11 protein-coding genes and 1 pseudogene are annotated in these 17,689 nt (G+C 40.6%); all 12 read right to left on the bottom strand.

Annotated elements, in window-relative coordinates:
- A pseudogene (locus ATE92_RS00005) lies at positions 1-597 on the bottom strand (glycosyltransferase family 2 protein); the annotation flags it as partial.
- 563 nt (positions 598-1,160) lie between these two features.
- Positions 1,161-4,322 (bottom strand): PA domain-containing protein, encoded by a 3,162-nt coding sequence (locus ATE92_RS00015; protein ID WP_100801752.1) that lies wholly within the window; start codon positions 4,320-4,322, stop codon positions 1,161-1,163.
- A 176-nt stretch (positions 4,323-4,498) separates the two neighbouring features.
- On the bottom strand, positions 4,499-7,957 hold the full coding sequence (locus ATE92_RS00020) for a PA domain-containing protein (RefSeq protein ID WP_157809507.1): 3,459 nt from the start codon (positions 7,955-7,957) through the stop codon (positions 4,499-4,501).
- 171 nt (positions 7,958-8,128) lie between these two features.
- Positions 8,129-8,947 carry an enoyl-ACP reductase gene (locus ATE92_RS00025; protein ID WP_100801754.1) on the bottom strand — a complete coding sequence of 273 codons (819 nt, stop codon included), beginning with the start codon at positions 8,945-8,947 and terminating at the stop codon, positions 8,129-8,131.
- A 75-nt stretch (positions 8,948-9,022) separates the two neighbouring features.
- Positions 9,023-10,675: a DNA repair protein RecN gene (recN, locus tag ATE92_RS00030; protein WP_100801755.1), complete on the bottom strand. Its 1,653-nt coding sequence runs from the start codon at positions 10,673-10,675 to the stop codon at positions 9,023-9,025.
- A gap of 91 nt (positions 10,676-10,766) precedes the next feature.
- The gene (locus ATE92_RS00035; protein ID WP_100801756.1) at positions 10,767-11,657 is read right to left on the bottom strand and encodes a DUF4835 family protein; all 891 of its coding nucleotides are present in this window, start codon (positions 11,655-11,657) and stop codon (positions 10,767-10,769) included.
- Positions 11,650-12,861 (bottom strand): bifunctional phosphopantothenoylcysteine decarboxylase/phosphopantothenate--cysteine ligase CoaBC, encoded by a 1,212-nt coding sequence (coaBC, locus tag ATE92_RS00040; protein ID WP_100801757.1) that lies wholly within the window; start codon positions 12,859-12,861, stop codon positions 11,650-11,652. The genes ATE92_RS00035 and coaBC overlap by 8 nt, the downstream gene beginning before the upstream one ends.
- A gap of 5 nt (positions 12,862-12,866) precedes the next feature.
- Positions 12,867-13,202, bottom strand: coding sequence for a DNA-directed RNA polymerase subunit omega (locus ATE92_RS00045; RefSeq protein ID WP_100801758.1), 336 nt, complete (start codon positions 13,200-13,202; stop codon positions 12,867-12,869).
- A 4-nt stretch (positions 13,203-13,206) separates the two neighbouring features.
- Complete coding sequence (locus ATE92_RS00050) at positions 13,207-14,028, bottom strand: outer membrane protein assembly factor BamD (protein WP_100804290.1); 822 nt, start codon at positions 14,026-14,028, stop codon at positions 13,207-13,209.
- Between the two features lie 136 nt (positions 14,029-14,164).
- A complete protein-coding gene (dapA, locus tag ATE92_RS00055) occupies positions 14,165-15,040 on the bottom strand; it encodes a 4-hydroxy-tetrahydrodipicolinate synthase (RefSeq protein WP_100801759.1) in 876 nt (291 codons plus the stop codon).
- Positions 15,041-15,556: a hypothetical protein gene (locus ATE92_RS00060; RefSeq protein ID WP_100801760.1), complete on the bottom strand. Its 516-nt coding sequence runs from the start codon at positions 15,554-15,556 to the stop codon at positions 15,041-15,043. It abuts the gene before it with no gap.
- 58 nt (positions 15,557-15,614) lie between these two features.
- Complete coding sequence (gene ligA, locus ATE92_RS00065; RefSeq protein WP_100801761.1) at positions 15,615-17,609, bottom strand: NAD-dependent DNA ligase LigA; 1,995 nt, start codon at positions 17,607-17,609, stop codon at positions 15,615-15,617.
- Positions 17,610-17,689 lie beyond the last annotated feature (80 nt).

Here is a 17,689-nt window from a genome sequence, read left to right on the forward strand (position 1 = left end):
CAAAAAAGTAGCGGTAAAACCAGCTTTTAGAATTCGCTGAGACAAGTCTGGATCTTCCCCGGATGAATTTTGGCAACCCTCCGGTTGTAACAAAAGCCTCTTTAGAGATTCCCATATTAAAGCTTCTGGGTTCGAATCTATTAATACTATTTTTTATTACCTCGTATTCCTCCTGTGGTAAGAAATGAGGTCATTACATAGTTGATAGCCTTCTGAAGATTGCTAAAGCTGTTATGAGCAGCATCGGCGCCACCATAGCAATCAAAATAGTTTTCAGAAAGAAAATTCTGAACGGTAGTAAGATAATGAGAGGGTAATAAACAATCTGAATCCAGTATAATAAAATAATTCCCTTTTGCTCTTTGCATTCCAAAATTTCTTGATGCACCCGGCCCGGAATTTGTTTTCGTATAGTATGAAATACTGAGTAAGTCTTTAAACGAGTTTACTATTTTTTCTGAAGTAATTGTTGAACCATCTTCACTATAACATTTTCAAACTGCCCTTTAAAATCAAGCAGCGAAAAACTTTCCAGAAGTTCTTTATTTCTTCGGGACGGTTATAGACCGGTATGATAAATGAAAAATGGAGATTCATCAGGCAAAGTTACTCCAAAAAAAAGCCATCCGCCTAAGACGGATGCTCTAAAATTAATTTGAAAATATTACTTCTTCAGAAGTTTGTAAGTTCCAAACTTGGCCGTTCACTGTAACGTTCATTACATAAGATCCGTGGCAAGATTTGAAATATTCAACTGAGAAGTGGTGCTTCTATATTTTGGTCTACTACTTTTTGACCTAACATATATATATAGACACACTTTCAATTATGTTTACCGCAGTTAGATTAAGAACATCATCTGCCGGGTTTGGATAGAAACTAAATCCAGCAATAACATTATCTTCTACGTCAAGGACATCACATTCAATAAAATATCCGCAATTCCTCCATGATTTACAGCAAAAACATAATATGTTTGACCAGCTACAGTTGGTAATAGAAGCTGAAGTTTCCAGGAGCACATTGATTATCCAATAGTCTACCAAAAAAAGATCAGTCTCAACTGCATTTTTCGTCTGGTGCGGTATAGAATGTAATAGAGCTAAATTGTTGAAATAACATCACCAAAGTAGCATTCCACAGTACCGCCGCCTAATACTTCAGCAATAAGTGCTTCTCCAAAAAACATCAGCAACCATTACGGCTGGAATAGTAACCTGGTCTCCAACGGCACCACCTCCCATAACAATTGGGGGATCTGGATTATTGTTCACCACAATTACGGCAATTGCACCTGCCATTTCAGCTGCTAAAGCTTTAGCGCCAAATTCACAACTTCCTCGTCGAACAATAGCAATCTTTCCTGCTAAGGCTCCTCCGTTAGTAACTGGATCACAAGCGTCATTCTCATCTGTTCCTCCGCCGGAATTATCATCAATTACCACAGCTGTATCCTGAGTTAATGGGAATGTTGTTAATGTTCCTCCAAAACTCGCCGGGACTGCTGCGTAATAACCTGCTAAAGGCCCGTTATTTACAATTAAATTCACTTGAGGAGTCGGTTGATTCTGAATAGATGCTGACGCAGTTCCATCAGTTGTCGGTGTAAAGTTATACCATACCCCTCTTGCACCTGCATTATCACAGCCAGCTGGTGTACCACCGGCTTCACTAGTAGCAGCAGGCATAGCCACAGCTGGGTCTGTATAAGGACATCCTATCTCATCAACATCAATAGAATTAGCAATTTCATCATTCGGTGGTGGTATTGGAGTACACTGAATATCTAATTCAAAGTTTCCGGTTGCGCCACCAAATCCATGTACTAATATAAGGAAGGTCGTATTTCCATCACTTTGGAAAGAAACTTCAGACTGTAATCCACAAGTATCATCATTTCCTACAACACAAGTTAACGGTGGTGCACCACAGTCTCCTGTATACACAGATAGTTTAGCATCATAGTCCGTTGTACCCGTACACATTGTAATGGTAATATCGGTTACTAAACCTGTGTTGTCTGTAAGTACATACCAAACACCAGGAGAAGTTACTCCTGTATCACACAATGGTGCTACAGCTGAATCGATGGTCGCATCAATAGTAGTACCTGAAATAAAATCACCACAACTAACGGCAATTGCATTAGCACATAAATCGTTTGATGGTGGTGGTGGTGCAGGAACACACGATACTGCCATACTAAAGGCTCCGGTTGCTCCTCCAAATCCTTCAACAGCTATATAATAGGTAGAAGTACCGTTAGAGGTAAATGTCAATTCAGACTGTAAGCCACAGAAATCATCGTTAGTAGCTACCTGAGCTCCGCCACAGGCATCAAACACAGTTAATCGTGAATCGAATCCGGTACCGCCATCACAAAGTGATATGGTCACAAACTCAAAAGATCCTGTACCGGTAAACTCGAACCACTCATCGGGAGAGGTATCAAATCCACCTTGATCTGTATTATCGGAAGTATCACCTAAATAGGTGTTACCACATGAAACTTCAGTAGCATTAGCACAATCATCGTTATCCGCTGCTGGTCCACTGCCAGGAATACTTGCCCAAGCAACTTGATTGGTTCCTCCCGGAGTAGTACCTCCTAAAACACCTAGAAGTGTGGTTGCACCGGTTGCTGTATTAAATGATCTCCATTCTCCTAAAAATGCTCCATTATTAAATGCTGCCAGATAAATTGTATCGGTATTAGGGTCCCAAGTCATTCCTTGACCGAAGTTACCGTCAAAGCCGGTAGGTCCTAATAATGTAGCAGCTCCTGTTGCCAGGTTTATTGAATATGAATTATCATCAACAATATCGTAAGTATAAGCCTCACCTGCACCATTAATAGCTAATGCAATTGCAAGACCTGCACTTCCTAATGGGCCTACAGCCGTAGCAGAAGGAACAGATGGGTCTACCGTATATAAGGTAGTTCCATCAACTCCATATAGCACTCCATCAACTGGATTGTATTCAAGACCATTTAATCCTCCTGGCAATCCAACATTTCCGAGAGAAGTATATGTTCCGGTAGTAATATCTAAGGAAAAGATACCTCCAACATTATTTACTACAGTAGCTGTTGTTGGGTTAGCAGGATCAATCGCACCTGAACCTTCGAAGTTTGGACCTACTGTACCAGCCGGGCCAACATTGTTTAAAACATCAGGAGTGGTAGGATCAAAATTAATGAACATCTCAGGGGCCGGGAACGTAAGTGCTCCATAAGCTAGGCCTGATCCAGGTGGAACTATAGTGGTTCCTTCTATCGCAACAATACCAACTTCGGCACAATCTGCATTTACAGACCCTAATGAAGTGGCGGCGCCTGTTGCTGTGTTCACTGAACAAAATTGATTTACACCACCTCCTAAATAGGCAGCCATATAAAGTGTGTTTGTATCCGGGTCAAAATCTGCATCTTGTGCAAAATTGATGTTAACCCCTAAAGGACCTACAAGAGTTGCAGCTCCGGTGGCTAAATTGACTGAATACAAATTATCCAGCGCAATATCCGCCATAAAAGCATTACCGTTATTGTCTATAGCAAGCCAAATTGGCAACCATCCAGTAACGTTTGCAGTACTAACAAGTGTTAATTCTCCTGTAGCCAAATTAACTGAATATATACTGGCATTTTCTCCTTGTCCTCCCATCATATACATAGTACCATCTGCCTCATTCCAAGCAAGACCTCTGGTTCCATCTCCTGGTACGATATTGGTTAACGGACCAACGGTCGTTTCAGCACCGGTAGTTTTGTCAATGGTAAGTAAGGTAAGCGCAGTGTTATCGAGCGCATAAAGTGTCCCACTTCCGTCTAAATCACCTGCGAATATCGAAGTTGTGATAGTTGTTATAGGCGCAATATTGTAGGGCCCTGCTAATGGGAAAATACCAAAATCATTCCCGCATGACACTCTTAAATTAAGCGCATAAACATCTCCGGGAGCCGAGCGTTGGTTATTAGCATCATATGCCTGTGCATAATACCTGTTTAACAGGCCTCTTTCATAGTCGGTAAATAATCCCGCAGCTTCCATACCCGCAGATATACCCACTTCATCCAATCTATCCAACAAAGCCGCTATCTGCGGAGAGGGAACTGGAAGAACCCGATTGTTGAGATGATTTCTAAGTAATTGCTGCTCGGAGGCAGTAAAAAAATCGGAGACACTTCCCGCTTGATTCCCAACCTGAGAATACCTATGTAACAAATCATCCATCGTTGATGACGATGGACGTAAATCTTGGGCACTTAAAGTTGCCGATAGGCAAAGCAATAAACCCCATAGAAAAGTAAATTTTTTCATAATTTGAATTTAATTTATTGAATAATTAGTTTTATCTCATAAATATAGACATTAATATTTTATTCAACGGGCTCATGCAGAAATAATAATTGTATCTGTCTTTCCAATCTTCATAAAAACAAAACCTCCCGATTTGCTTTTGCAAATCGGGAGGTTTTTAATCAATTTGAAAAATATTACTTCTTCAGAAGTTTGTAAGTTCCAACGTGGCCGTTCACTGTAACTTTCATTACATAAGATCCGGTGGCAAGATTTGAAATATTCAACTGAGAAGTGGTGGCTTCTATATTTTGGTCTACTACTTTTTGACCTAACATATTATATATAGTTGCACTTTCAATTATGTTTACCGCAGTTAGATTAAGAACATCATCTGCCGGGTTTGGATAGAAACTAAATCCAGCAATAACATTATCTTCTACGTCAAGGACATCACATTCAATAAAAATATCCGCAATTCCTCCATGATTTACAGCATAAACATAATATGTTTGACCAGCTACAGTTGGTATAGAAGCTGAAGTTCCAGGAGCACATTGATTATCCCAATAGTCTACCAAAACAAGATCAGTCTCAACTGCATTTTCGTCTGGTGCGGTATAGAATGTAATAGAGCTAAATTGTTGAAACAACATCACCAAAGTAGCATTCACAGTACCGCCGCCTAATACTTCAGCAATAAGTGCTTCACCAAAAACATCAGCAACCATTACGGCAGGAATAGTAACTTGGTCTCCAACGGCACCACCTCCCATAACAATTGGGGGATCTGGATTATTGTTCACCACAATTACGGCAATTGCACCTGCCATTTCAGCTGCTAAAGCTTTAGCACCAAATTCACAACTTCCTCGTCGAACAATAGCAATCTTTCCTGCTAAGGCTCCTCCATTAGTAACTGGATCACAAGCGTCATTCTCATCTGTTCCTCCGCCGGAATTATCATCAATTACCACAGCTGTATCCTGAGTTAATGGGAATGTTGTTAATGTTCCTCCAAAACTCGCCGGGACTGCTGCGTAATAACCTGCTAAAGGCCCGTTATTTACAATTAAATTCACTTGAGGAGTCGGTTGGTTCTGAATAGATGCTGACGCAGTTCCATCAGTTGTCGGTGTAAAGTTATACCATACCCCTCTTGCACCTGCATTATCACAGCCAGCTGGTGTACCACCGGCTTCACTAGTAGCAGCAGGCATAGCCACAGCTGGGTCTGTATAAGGACATCCTATCTCATCAACATCAATAGAATTAGCAATTTCATCATTCGGTGGTGGTATTGGAGTACACTGAATATCTAATTCAAAGTTTCCGGTTGCGCCACCAAATCCATGTACTAATATAAGGAAGGTCGTATTTCCATCACTTTGGAAAGAAACTTCAGACTGTAATCCACAAGTATCATCATTTCCTACAACACAAGTTAACGGTGGTGCACCACAGTCTCCTGTATACACAGATAGTTTAGCATCATAGTCCGTTGTACCCGTACACATTGTAATGGTAATATCGGTTACTAAACCTGTGTTGTCTGTAAGTACATACCAAACACCAGGAGAAGTTACTCCTGTATCACACAATGGTGCTACAGCTGAATCGATGGTCGCATCAATAGTAGTACCTGAAATAAAATCACCACAACTAACGGCAATTGCATTAGCACATAAATCGTTTGATGGTGGTGGTGGTGCAGGAACACACGATACTGCCATACTAAAGGCTCCGGTTGCTCCTCCAAATCCTTCAACAGCTATATAATAGGTAGAAGTACCGTTAGAGGTAAATGTCAATTCAGACTGTAAGCCACAGAAATCATCGTTAGTAGCTACCTGAGCTCCGCCACAGGCATCAAACACAGTTAATCGTGAATCGAATCCGGTACCGCCATCACAAAGTGATAAGGTAACATACTCAAAAGAACCAGAACCGGTAAACTCGAACCACTCATCGGGAGAGGTATCAAATCCACCTTGATCTGTATTATCGGAAGTATCACCTAAATAGGTGTTACCACATGAAACTTCAGTAGCATTAGCACAATCATCGTTATCCGCTACCGGACCTGCACCAGAAATACTTGCCCAAGCAACTTGATTGGTTCCTCCCGGAGTAGTGCCTCCTAAAACACCTAGAAGTGTGGTTGCACCGGTTCCTGTATTAAATGATCTCCATTCTCCTAAAAATGCTCCATTATTAAATGCTGCCAGATAAATTGTATCGGTGTTAGGGTCCCAAGTCATTCCTTGACCGAAGTTACCGTCAAAGCCGGTAGGTCCTAATAATGTGGCAGCTCCTGTTGCCAGGTTTATTGAATATGAATTATCATCAACAATATCGTAAGTATAAGCCTCTCCTGCACCATTAATAGCCAATGCAATTGCAAGTCCTGCACTTCCTAATGGGCCTACGGCCGTAGCAGAAGGAACGCCCGGGTCTACCGTATATAAGGTAGTTCCATCAACTCCATATAGCACTCCATCAACTGGATTGAATTCAAGACCATTTAATCCTCCTGGTAATCCAACATTTCCAAGAGAAGTATAAACTCCGGTAGTAATATCTACGGAAAAGATACCTCCAACATTATTTACTACGATAGCGGTATTTGGATTATTAGGATCAATCGCACCTGATCCTTCGAAGTTTGGACCTACTGTACCAGCCGGACCAACATTGTTTAAAACATCAGGAGTGGTAGGATCAAAATTAATGAACATCTCAGGGGCCGGGAACGTAAGTGCTCCATAAGCCAATCCTGTGCCACCACCGCCGCCACCGGCTTCGTCTCCTACTATATTCATAACAAATGAATTATTCAATCCAAAAGCAGCGAATAAATCGGTTGGGGTATTGGCACCACAATCCGGAGCCGTAATCCAAGAAGGACCTGTTTGTCCATCTAAATTACATCCAAGGAAAAATGAAGTAGAGCCATTACCTACAATTGCTAGTTCGTAAATCATATGTAAACCGGCAGGAATAGTTGCACTAATAGGAACTGAAACAACAGTACCGGCATCACCGGGAACTGCATTATAAACGGTTGTTCCCTCAAGTGTCAATGCACCTCCTGGCCAAGCTCCAACTATTGAATAGATATTTACAGTAACAGGGAAATTTGAAGAAATTGTTTCAATCCCAAATTCTGCACTAGTTACTTCAAAATCTCCGCTAATTCCAAAGGTCGATAGATCAAAATCTCTGAAAAAGCTATTATTATTTGCAATACCTCCTGTATTACAAGTAATTCCATCACCCGGATTAATAGTTTGCGTAACACTATGTGTAATCACAACAGCAGCTGCTTCTTGCAGCCCGTCACCAAGTGTAGCCGATCCGGCTGGTAAATTAAAAATTGGTGTGCCCGTTCTTCGAGATCCTAAGAAAGAATCTCCTCCTGTAGGAGCATAAATTACCGGACTACTATTAGGAATAACCTTTCTTTTTGAAAAGTGTTCCTTGAGCTTTTGCTGCTCAGAGGCTGTAAAAAAATCGGAAATACTTCCAGTTTGATTCCCGACTTGGGAATACTTTTTTAACAAATCATCCATCGTGGACGATGGACGTAATTCTTGCGCACTTAAAGTTGTCGTGAGACAAATCAATAAGCACCATAGGAAAGTAATTTTTCTCATAATTAATAGATTAGTTAATATTCTATTAAAAATAGGAAAAAAAACATTACCATTCATACAAATTTCGACAAGCTACAGTTTTTTTTCGACGAAGTCGGAATTCACCCGCAAAAACAGTAAAAACCTTAATCCGAGCGCCTTCTAAAGCATTCAGGGAATTACAGCTAGCTATTATTGGCCATCCATAAACGTCTTCATAACCTCATTGCTTACTCCCATATTGGAAAATCCGCCGTCATTATAAAGATTTTGCAACGTAACCCGTTTGGTTAAATCACTAAATAATGAAACCGTATAATTTGCACAATCCAAGGCCGTTGCATTTCCTAATGGCGACATTTTTTCGGCATAGGCTATAAAACCATCAAAACCTTTTACACCCTGCCCGGCAGTAGTTGGTGTTGGTGATTGTGAAATGGTATTTACACGCACCTTTTTGTCTCTTCCAAAGAAATACCCAAAACTGCGCGCTATAGATTCTAAATACGCCTTGTTATCGGCCATATCATTATAGTCAGGAAAAACACGTTGTGCTGCCATATAGGTTAAAGCAACAATGCTCCCCCATTCATTCATGGCGTCCTTATTGTATAAGACACTCATGGTCTTGTGAAAGGAAACTGCAGATACATCCCATCCTTTATGTGTCCAGTCGTAATTCTGGTCGGTATAGAGTTTTCCTTTACGCACGTTTACAGACATTCCAATAGAGTGCAACACAAAATCTAATTTTCCTCCTAAAATCTCTGTGGCCTTTTCCACTAAATTTTCCAAATCTTCCATACTTGTAGCATCCGCAGGGATTATTTGTGACCCGGTTTTTTCAGCTAAGGCATTAATTTGTCCCATTCGCATAGCTATTGGAGCATTGGTTAACACAAAGCTTCCACCCTCTTCATGAACACGCTCTGCGGTCTTCCAGGCAATCGAATTTTCATCCAAAGCCCCAAAAATAATTCCTCTTTTCCCTTTTAGTAAGTTATATGCCATGTTGTTCCAATTTTATGTCTATACTATGTTGAATTCTTGTTTAATATATGTAAACGATAAAAAACAAAGATACATTTAATTCAATAATTCTTTGGCGTGTGCCAAAGCCGAATCCGTAACTTTTATACCTCCAATCATCTGCGCAATTTCCAGAATACGCTCTTCCTCGTCCAGTGTCTTTAAACGTGTAACCGTTATCGCATCTTGGTCTTCCTTATATACCTTAATATGATGTTCCCCCTTTGCCGCAATCTGCGGTAAATGTGTAATGCTGAATAATTGCATGGATTGGCTCATCCCGCTTAAAATTGTTGCCATCTTGTGCGCAATCTCCCCCGAAACTCCCGTGTCAATTTCATCGAAGATGATAGTAGGGAGTTTTTTGTATTTCGTCAAGACGGCTTTAACAGCAAGCATTATCCGACTTAATTCCCCTCCCGAAGCAACTTTTTTTAATAAACCAAAAGGCAGTCCTTTGTTCGCGGTAAACAAAAGTTCTAACGAATCGGTTCCGTTTTTTCGAAAGTTTTCGGCAGATGTTAGCTCAAATTTAAATCGCGCATTAGGAAGACCCAACTCGCTTAAAAACGATTCCAACTTTTCCTTTAATACAGGAATAGCCTCCTTGCGTTTTACATGTATCGCTTGTCCCAGTTGAGAGGTCGCCATCTTACAAACCGCAAGGGCTTCGGCCGTGGTTTTAATACGCCCCTCCAGATGTAATGTCATCTCAATTTTTTGTTCTAAATCTGTTTCAATGACTTTGAGTTCGTCCACCGAGCCCACAGTGTGTTTATGCTGCAGTTTGTATAGGGCTTGCAACTTTTCATTGATGAGCGTTAATTTTTCGGGATCGGCTTCAATGGTAGCTGCACTATCTTCGGCTGTCTCCAAAATGTCTTCCAACTCTATAACAACACTGTTTAAGCGATTCCATAGCGATTCAAATTCCGAAGAAAAAGGCCTCAACTTCCCCAAGGCAATTCGCGCTTCCTTCAGCGTAGTGAGACTCCCTATTTGTTCTTCGGAAAGTAATTGAACTATTTTTGAAAGAGATTCCTGAATTTCTTCGGTATTGGAAAGCGTTTCATAGGTTTCTTCCAACTCCTGCTGATTTATTTTTTCGAGCTCTATTTCTTTCAGTTCATTGTACAAAAAGGTATTGTAATCTAATTCCTTCGTAGCGTTTTCCTGGGTATTTTTTAACGCCGAAAGTTCTTCTGAAAGTGCTTTGTATTGCTCTAATTTCTGGGAATACTTTTGAAGCTCTTCCGAAGTATTTGCCAACGCATCTATCACTTCCAACTGAAATGTTTCAGACGAAAGGGTCAGGGTCTCATGCTGACTGTGAATATCGACCAAATGCGGCCCCAATGCCTGCAACTGTTGCAACATCACCGGCGTGTCATTTACGAAGGCTCTCGATTTTCCATTGGGCAAAATTTCCCGACGGATAATTGTATGCGACTCGTAATCCAGATCGTTTTCATCAAAAACCGATTGTAGATTGTATCCATCCAAGGCAAATTCGGCTTCGATAATACATTTTTTTGAAGAATTCTTTACACTGCTCAAATCTGCTCTCTTTCCCAACACCAATGCCAAGGCTCCCAATAAAATAGATTTACCGGCTCCTGTTTCCCCTGTAATGATAGTAAGTCCCTTGTTGAAATCAACACGGATATCATCGATTAAGGCATAGTTTTTTATGGAAAGTGTGGTAATCACAACCGCAAATTAAGTTAGAAAAAGCACAATAGCTTGACAACTTCTAAAATAGAAGAGTTTTATTATTCCTGCAAGAAAAAAGGAGGGTTGTTTAAAACTTAATTTCGGTCCAATTAGAACGTTTGGTGGGTGCCATTCTATTTAGATTTTCAACTAAAGTGACGATATCAACCGAAGGTCCTCCGCTAAAAACTGCCTGAATTTCATCACTTTTGGCGTCAAAAAAGGTGCGCACCAGAAACGAATTAGGTCTTCGGTCGTTTACATTTTTCATTCTGGCCAAGGCATCTATTAATTTCAGCTTTGCGTCCCGTTGATTCTGAACCATCACATCCATCCCAAGACGGTGATATTCGTACATTACTGTATGGAATTCGGCATATACATTAGACAACACCGCATCATTAAAACGGTAACGCGATTGCACCCCATCGGTAGGACGCCAACCAATAAAACCACTGGATGCAGCAGTATTTACAATTTGCTTTGCAATTTCAAAATACTCCGCACCTCCGTTTTGTGAATAGGTAGCTGCATCGAGTCCGATAATAGTATAGACATGATACGCCAAAACAGAGATTAAATTAGAGTCGAACGTATTAATATTAAAAGTAAGGGGTTGAAACTCGGTATACTTAAAATTGAAGTTTTTGTCGTTGTAATTGTATATCGGACTGTCGTAGGTCGACCCGAAAACAGGGCGTGACGACTGTACCTGGAGGGTAGCTGTAAAGGTATCTCCACTGTATTCCGAAATAATAATAGACATGTTACAATCGATTCGCTCCTGATTTTTATAGACCTTATCCGTCCATTTGGTGTTGTTCAAAAACTCGGTAAGTTGTTGTTCTAGGGTATTGAACACCTGCTGGTTGGGCTGACCCGTTTGCTGAGCATCAATTACTATGGTACAATTTAGCTCTTGTGCCTCTATAGACAATGTTGAAATTAAAATCGAAACTATAATGAGAACTCTACGCATGCAATTGTTTTATAATATGTTGTAAAATGTCTTTGGCAACTTCTGTTTTTGGTTTAACTGAAAAAGGGATTACTTTATTGTCCTTTGTTACCAGAGTTACTTTGTTGGTATCGGTTTTAAAACCGGCACCTTTATCATTTAGCGAATTTAATACAATTAAATCTAAATTCTTTTTTTTGAGTTTGGTTTTTGCATTTTCCAATTCGTTTTCGGTTTCTAAAGCAAAACCCACCAGGAATTGTTTTTTCTTGATGTTTCCCAGCGACGCGAGGATGTCATCGGTTTTTTCGAGGGACAACGTTAACGTACTATCTTTCTTCTTGATTTTTTGTGCAGCCACCTGTACCGGTCGGTAGTCGGCTACCGCGGCACTAAGAATGGCAATGTCACAATTATCAAAATAAGCGTGAGCTGCATCGTACATTTCTTTTGCTGAAGTAACGTGCAACACCTTCACCAAGTTGTTTTCAAGATGCAAGGAAGAAGGTCCCGAAATAAGCACCACCTCAGCACCTACATCGGCCGAAGCTTCAGCAAGGGCATACCCCATTTTCCCGCTGGAATGATTTCCAATAAATCGGACCGGGTCAATAGCTTCATAGGTTGGACCTGCTGTTATTACGATTTTTTTCCCGCGAAGCGGAAGTGATTTCAGAATGTCCTTTTCAAGAAATGAAACAATATCTTCAGGTTCGGCCATTCTGCCTTGTCCTACCAAACCACTGGCTAATTCGCCATGTGTAGCCGGAATTTGAATGTTTCCGAAGCTATTCAATTTCTCGAAGGTTTCGATCGTTGAAGGGTGCTGATACATGTCCAAATCCATTGCCGGCGCATAATACACAGGACATTTGGCCGAAAGATAGCAAGCCAGAAGCAGATTGTTGCTCGTTCCGTGCGCCATCTTAGATAAGGTGTTGGCAGTTGCCGGGGCTATTACAAATAAATGTGCCCAAAGGGCTAACTCAACATGGTTATTCCATTGGGCATTATCATCTTCTTCATTGGTAAAAGAAGAAAAAACTTCGTTTTTAGAAAGTGTGGAAAGCGTTAAGGGAGTTACAAAATCCTTGGACGAAGGCGTCATAACTACTTTCACATTGGCTCCGGCTTTCACCAGCAGCCTTACTAAAAAAGCCGATTTATAAGCAGCAATACCGGCAGTAACGCCCAGTAGTATATTTTTACCGCTTAGAACAGACATTTTTATTATTTATCTAGTTCGCCGTCTTGTGTATTACGATGGTATATTTTGTTCTCCAACCATTCCTGGATAGCCAAGGCATGTGGCTTTGGCAACTTTTCGTAGAACTTGGAAACTTCAATTTGTTCCTTGTTCTCAAAAATCTCTTCCAAACTATCGTTGTAGGTAGCAAATTCGTCCAACTTCTCAAGAAGTTCTTTCTTGATATCATTGTTAATTTGAATTGCTCTCTTTGAAACAATCGAAATGGCCTCGTAAATATTTCCGGTAGGCGCATCTACTAAATTTTTATCGATAGTAGTTGTATTGATAGGTGCTTCAGAATTTTTAATATCGCTCATAATCCTAATTTAAACTTGTAGTTTCTTTGTTTGAATTCAATCTTTTTTCGATTTCTTCAGAAATCTTATCGGCATCTGCTTTTAGATCGGAATCTTTATAATATTTTGTAAAACTGTTGTAATACCCTTTTGCTTCTTCTAGTCGTTGATCAACCAACTGAGGCACGCTGTTTATCGCCAACTCATAGGCCGCAACAAAACGCAAATAGAACGCTTCTTTCCGAAACGGGGATCCGGGATTGTCTGAAATAAAATTGTCGAAAGCAGCAATCGCCGGTCTCCAGCTTCCTAAAGCTTCAGCAGTTTTTAAATGTTGCTTTGCAATTTCAAATTCCTTTTTTTCCTTTTTGTATCGCAATTCAGAAACCAAGTCATTTATCCCCAAACGGTATTCAGAGTTCGGGTATTTGTCTATAAACTCCTGAAGTTTTTCCAGTGCCTTATCGGTATCTTTCTGGTCTAAAGAATAGCGCGGTGATAATTGGTAATAACTCTTGGCAGAACGATAGGAGGCTACTTCGACACTATCACTCTTAGGGTAGGATGTTTCAAATCGTTCAAATTGATATCCCGCCAAATAAAAGTCTTCTAAATTATAGAATGTATTGGCATACATAAACATCAACTTTTCAGCCTGAGGCTTGCCTCTATATGCCGGAACAATTTGTTCCATAAGCTGCAACGCTTTTTTATATTTTCCCTTGTTGTACAAAGAATCGGCCATGCTGTATTTAAGCCCGGTGTCCTCACCGCGTAATACCTTCTGGTACTGACTGCAAGAGCTAAAAAATAATCCGACCAATAAAATTAAAAGAGTTGCTCTCATATATTTAAAAAACATCGTGCAAAAGTAGTGAATTAAACGTGATTATAAAAACTTATTATCTCACTAAAATATGGCAATAACCATCGGTAGTTATTGACTTTCTGAAAAGTTTAACGGAAGTTTTCTTTTTTTAGTCTTAAAAAGCATTGACAAAAGCATCAATTTTAGCTCTTAAGGTTGTACTAACTCCTACCAATGGAAGTCTAACCGTATCTCCGCAAATTCCTAATTTACTGAAAACTGCCTTGATTCCGGCAGGGTTTCCTTCGGCAAAAATATAGTCGATCGCCGGGGCAATTTTATAGTGAATTTTATAGGCATCGTCGGCTTTTTTATTCAGCCCCAAATGCACCATCTCTGAAAATTCCTTCGGAAAGCCTTCTCCAATCACCGATATTACTCCCGCCCCACCCGCTAAAATCATGGGTAGCGTAATCATATCGTCTCCAGAAATTACCAGAAAGTCCTTCGGACATCCCGCAATAAGTCGCATGGCTTGCACCATATCGCCGGCTGCTTCTTTAATTGCCACTATGCTATCAAAATCGTGCGCCAGCCTAATCACAGTCTCCGGGAGCATGTTAGATGCCGTACGACCGGGAACGTTGTACAAAATAATGGGTTTGGGAGCCATTTGTGCGATGGCGGCAAAATGCTGATATATTCCTTCCTGTGTGGGTTTATTGTACATGGGAGAAACCGACAAAATAGCTGTGAAAGCTGTAAGATCCCTGGTTTGCATTTCGTCGATAACCTCTTGAGTGTTATTTCCACCAATTCCGAGAACCAAAGGTACCTTTCCGGCACTGGCTTCAATAATGGTATCTATCACCAATTGTTTTTCTTTCTTGGTGAGTGTAACGCTTTCGGCCGTAGTGCCCAACACAACCAAATAATCAATTCCGTTGTTAATATTAAAATTCACCACACGCTTTAAACCGTCCACATCTACTTCAAAATTTTCGGTAAATGGCGTGATCAAAGCTACTCCGGTTCCAATTAATTCCTTCATCTAAATTTTATTTAATATCTGTAAATACTTTTTTAATTCTTCTCTGAACTCTACAACTTTCTGTGGCTGAATTTCAATAATCAAATCGTACAATCGCGGGTCGGCTTTGGCAACTCCCACTTTAAATTTAGCCTTACTTGCCGAAACCATCAGGTCTAAAAACTCATGTGAACCCTTGTAGAATCCTATTAAAACATCCAGAGGTTCGTCCAGAAATTCCTGCGCATTAAGGTTGTGAATTTCTCCATTCCAGCTAAAATCTTTGTTGTGAATCTGATTTTGCTGCAAAGTGGGTAACTTTTTTCGATACTCCAAAAATGAAAAGACTTTTACATCCTTTCGTTGAATTCCAAGGGCTGCCGAAAAATCATACAACTCTTCAAAATCCTGAAACTCACTTTCATCTACCAAAAAACCCAGCCGTTTAAGCGGTTCATTTATTTGCGAAATGTCCCGCTGCCGAATGTTTTTTTCGGTTTGCTTTTGAAGTGATTTTTGTTTTAACTTTTTGAACATGAGTCCCCTGCGACCTAGGGTGCAAAAATACGTTTTTCGCTTATTTATTTATTGAAGTTTAAGAAATCATTTGTAAAAAATCATCCTCGCTAATAATTGCAACTCCCAAATCGTCCGCCTTGGTTTTCTTACTCGGACCCATATTCTCGCCCGCCACAACATAATTAGTTTTGCTCGAAATAGACCCGGAAACCTTGCCGCCGTTGTCCTCAATTAATTTTTTCAGTTCAGTACGGGAAACCTTGGCAAATACCCCGGAAACCACAAAGATATTACCCTCCAATTTGTTAGTCTGATTGGCAAGTTTTTCGGCTGAAATCTCCAGCTGAACCCCGTATTGCTTAAGTCGTTCAATGATTAATCTGTTTTTTTCTTCTGAAAAGAAAGCAACCACACTTTGTGCAATTCTCTCCCCAATTTCATCTACCGAAACCAATTCTTCCACCGAAGCATTTGCCACGGCATCGATGGTTTTAAAATGTTTGGCTAATTTTTTAGCCACTGTCTCGCCAACATATCGAATTCCCAACGCAAACAAAACTCTCTCAAAAGGAATTTGCTTGGAGGCTTCAATCCCCAGCACCAGATTTTCGGCACTTTTTTGAGCCATGCGTTCCAACGGAATTACTAATTCGGCAGTAACATCGTACAAATCGGCATAATTTGTTATCAAACCATTTTTCACCAAAAGCGCCACGGTTTCACCTCCCAGCCCTTCAATATCCATGGCTTTTCGGGAAATGTAGTGTTGTATCCGACCAATAATTTGTGGGGGACAACCCATATCATTGGGACAATAATGCTGGGCTTCTCCTTCGGCGCGAACTAAAGGAGTACTACATTCGGGACAATGCGTTATATAATTTGTGGGTTCCGAATTGGGGTTGCGATATTTCATATCGACCGCAATGATTTTCGGAATTATTTCTCCTCCTTTTTCTACAAAAACGGTATCACCTTCACGAATATCCAACTTCGCAATTTGATCGGCATTGTGCAAAGAAGCACGTTTCACAATTGTTCCGGCGAGTTCTACCGGCTGCAAATTGGCCACAGGAGTAATCGCGCCGGTGCGTCCCACCTGATAGGTAATTTCATTTAAAATAGTAGAAACCTGTTCGGCTTTGAATTTATATGCCATGGCCCAGCGGGGAGATTTGGCGGTATACCCCAACTCTTCCTGTTGCTGAAGATTGTTCACTTTTATCACCACTCCGTCGGTTTCGTAAGGTAAATCATGACGATGTACATCCCAATACGCAATGAATGCAAACACTTCTTCAATATTTTTGGCCAGTTTTGCAGCTTCAGGGACTTTAAATCCCCATTGTCGGGCTTTTTCCAGACTTTCAAACTGCGTTGCAATAGGCAGCCGCTCTCCCTTCAAACTATACAATAAACACTCCAAGGGACGCTTTGCCACTTCACTGCTGTCTTGTAATTTTAAACTTCCTGAAGCAGTATTTCTGGGATTGCGATAGGGTTCTTCGCCTATGTCAATGCGTTCGGCGTTCATCTTTTCGAAGCCTGCAAAGGGTAATACAATTTCACCTCTAATTTCGAACAAAGGCGGGTAATCGCCTTTTAATTGCAGAGGCACCGACTTAATTGTTTTCACATTGGTGGTTACATTGTCGCCTTTAAATCCGTCGCCACGTGTTACTGCACGCAGCAATCTTCCGTTTTCGTAGGTGAGGCTCATGGAAGCACCGTCGTATTTTAGTTCGCAAGTATATTCCACCAAGCCATCTACTTGTTTTTTGATGCGCTTTTCCCAGTCTTCTATATCTTCTTTCGAATAGGAATTATCCAACGAGTACATGCGGTAGGTATGTGCTACTGTTTCAAAGTTTTTGGTTACTTCCCCTCCTACCCGAAGGGTTGGTGAATTAGGGTCGTACAACTCGGGGTGAGCCGCTTCTAACTGCTGTAATTCCTTCAGCTTTAGATCAAAATCGAAGTCGGATATCGTAGGATTATCCAACACATAATAGTTGTAATTGTGATCTCTAAGTTCTTCGCGAAGTATTTGTATTTTTTGTTCGGCATTCATACAACAAATATAAAATTCATTCTTAAAATGTACGGTGCTTCCGTGGACAGTTTATAAACAAAAAAAACCGCCTCGTGAGG

Source organism: Ulvibacter sp. MAR_2010_11, assembly GCF_002813135.1.
Classification (GTDB): domain Bacteria; phylum Bacteroidota; class Bacteroidia; order Flavobacteriales; family Flavobacteriaceae; genus Altibacter.

Excerpts from the sequence above, each read along its gene's own strand:
- ligA (WP_100801761.1), bottom strand. The coding sequence starts at position 17,609 with ATGAATGCCGAACAAAAAATACAAATACTTCGCGAAGAACTTAGAGAT.
- ATE92_RS00050 (WP_100804290.1), bottom strand. The coding sequence starts at position 14,028 with ATGAGAGCAACTCTTTTAATTTTATTGGTCGGATTATTTTTTAGCTCT.
- ATE92_RS00060 (WP_100801760.1), bottom strand. The coding sequence starts at position 15,556 with ATGTTCAAAAAGTTAAAACAAAAATCACTTCAAAAGCAAACCGAAAAA.
- coaBC (WP_100801757.1), bottom strand. The coding sequence starts at position 12,861 with ATGTCTGTTCTAAGCGGTAAAAATATACTACTGGGCGTTACTGCCGGT.
- ATE92_RS00015 (WP_100801752.1), bottom strand. The coding sequence starts at position 4,322 with ATGAAAAAATTTACTTTTCTATGGGGTTTATTGCTTTGCCTATCGGCA.
- dapA (WP_100801759.1), bottom strand. The coding sequence starts at position 15,040 with ATGAAGGAATTAATTGGAACCGGAGTAGCTTTGATCACGCCATTTACC.
- ATE92_RS00020 (WP_157809507.1), bottom strand. The coding sequence starts at position 7,957 with ATGAGAAAAATTACTTTCCTATGGTGCTTATTGATTTGTCTCACGACA.
- ATE92_RS00035 (WP_100801756.1), bottom strand. The coding sequence starts at position 11,657 with ATGCGTAGAGTTCTCATTATAGTTTCGATTTTAATTTCAACATTGTCT.
- ATE92_RS00025 (WP_100801754.1), bottom strand. The coding sequence starts at position 8,947 with ATGGCATATAACTTACTAAAAGGGAAAAGAGGAATTATTTTTGGGGCT.
- ATE92_RS00045 (WP_100801758.1), bottom strand. The coding sequence starts at position 13,202 with ATGAGCGATATTAAAAATTCTGAAGCACCTATCAATACAACTACTATC.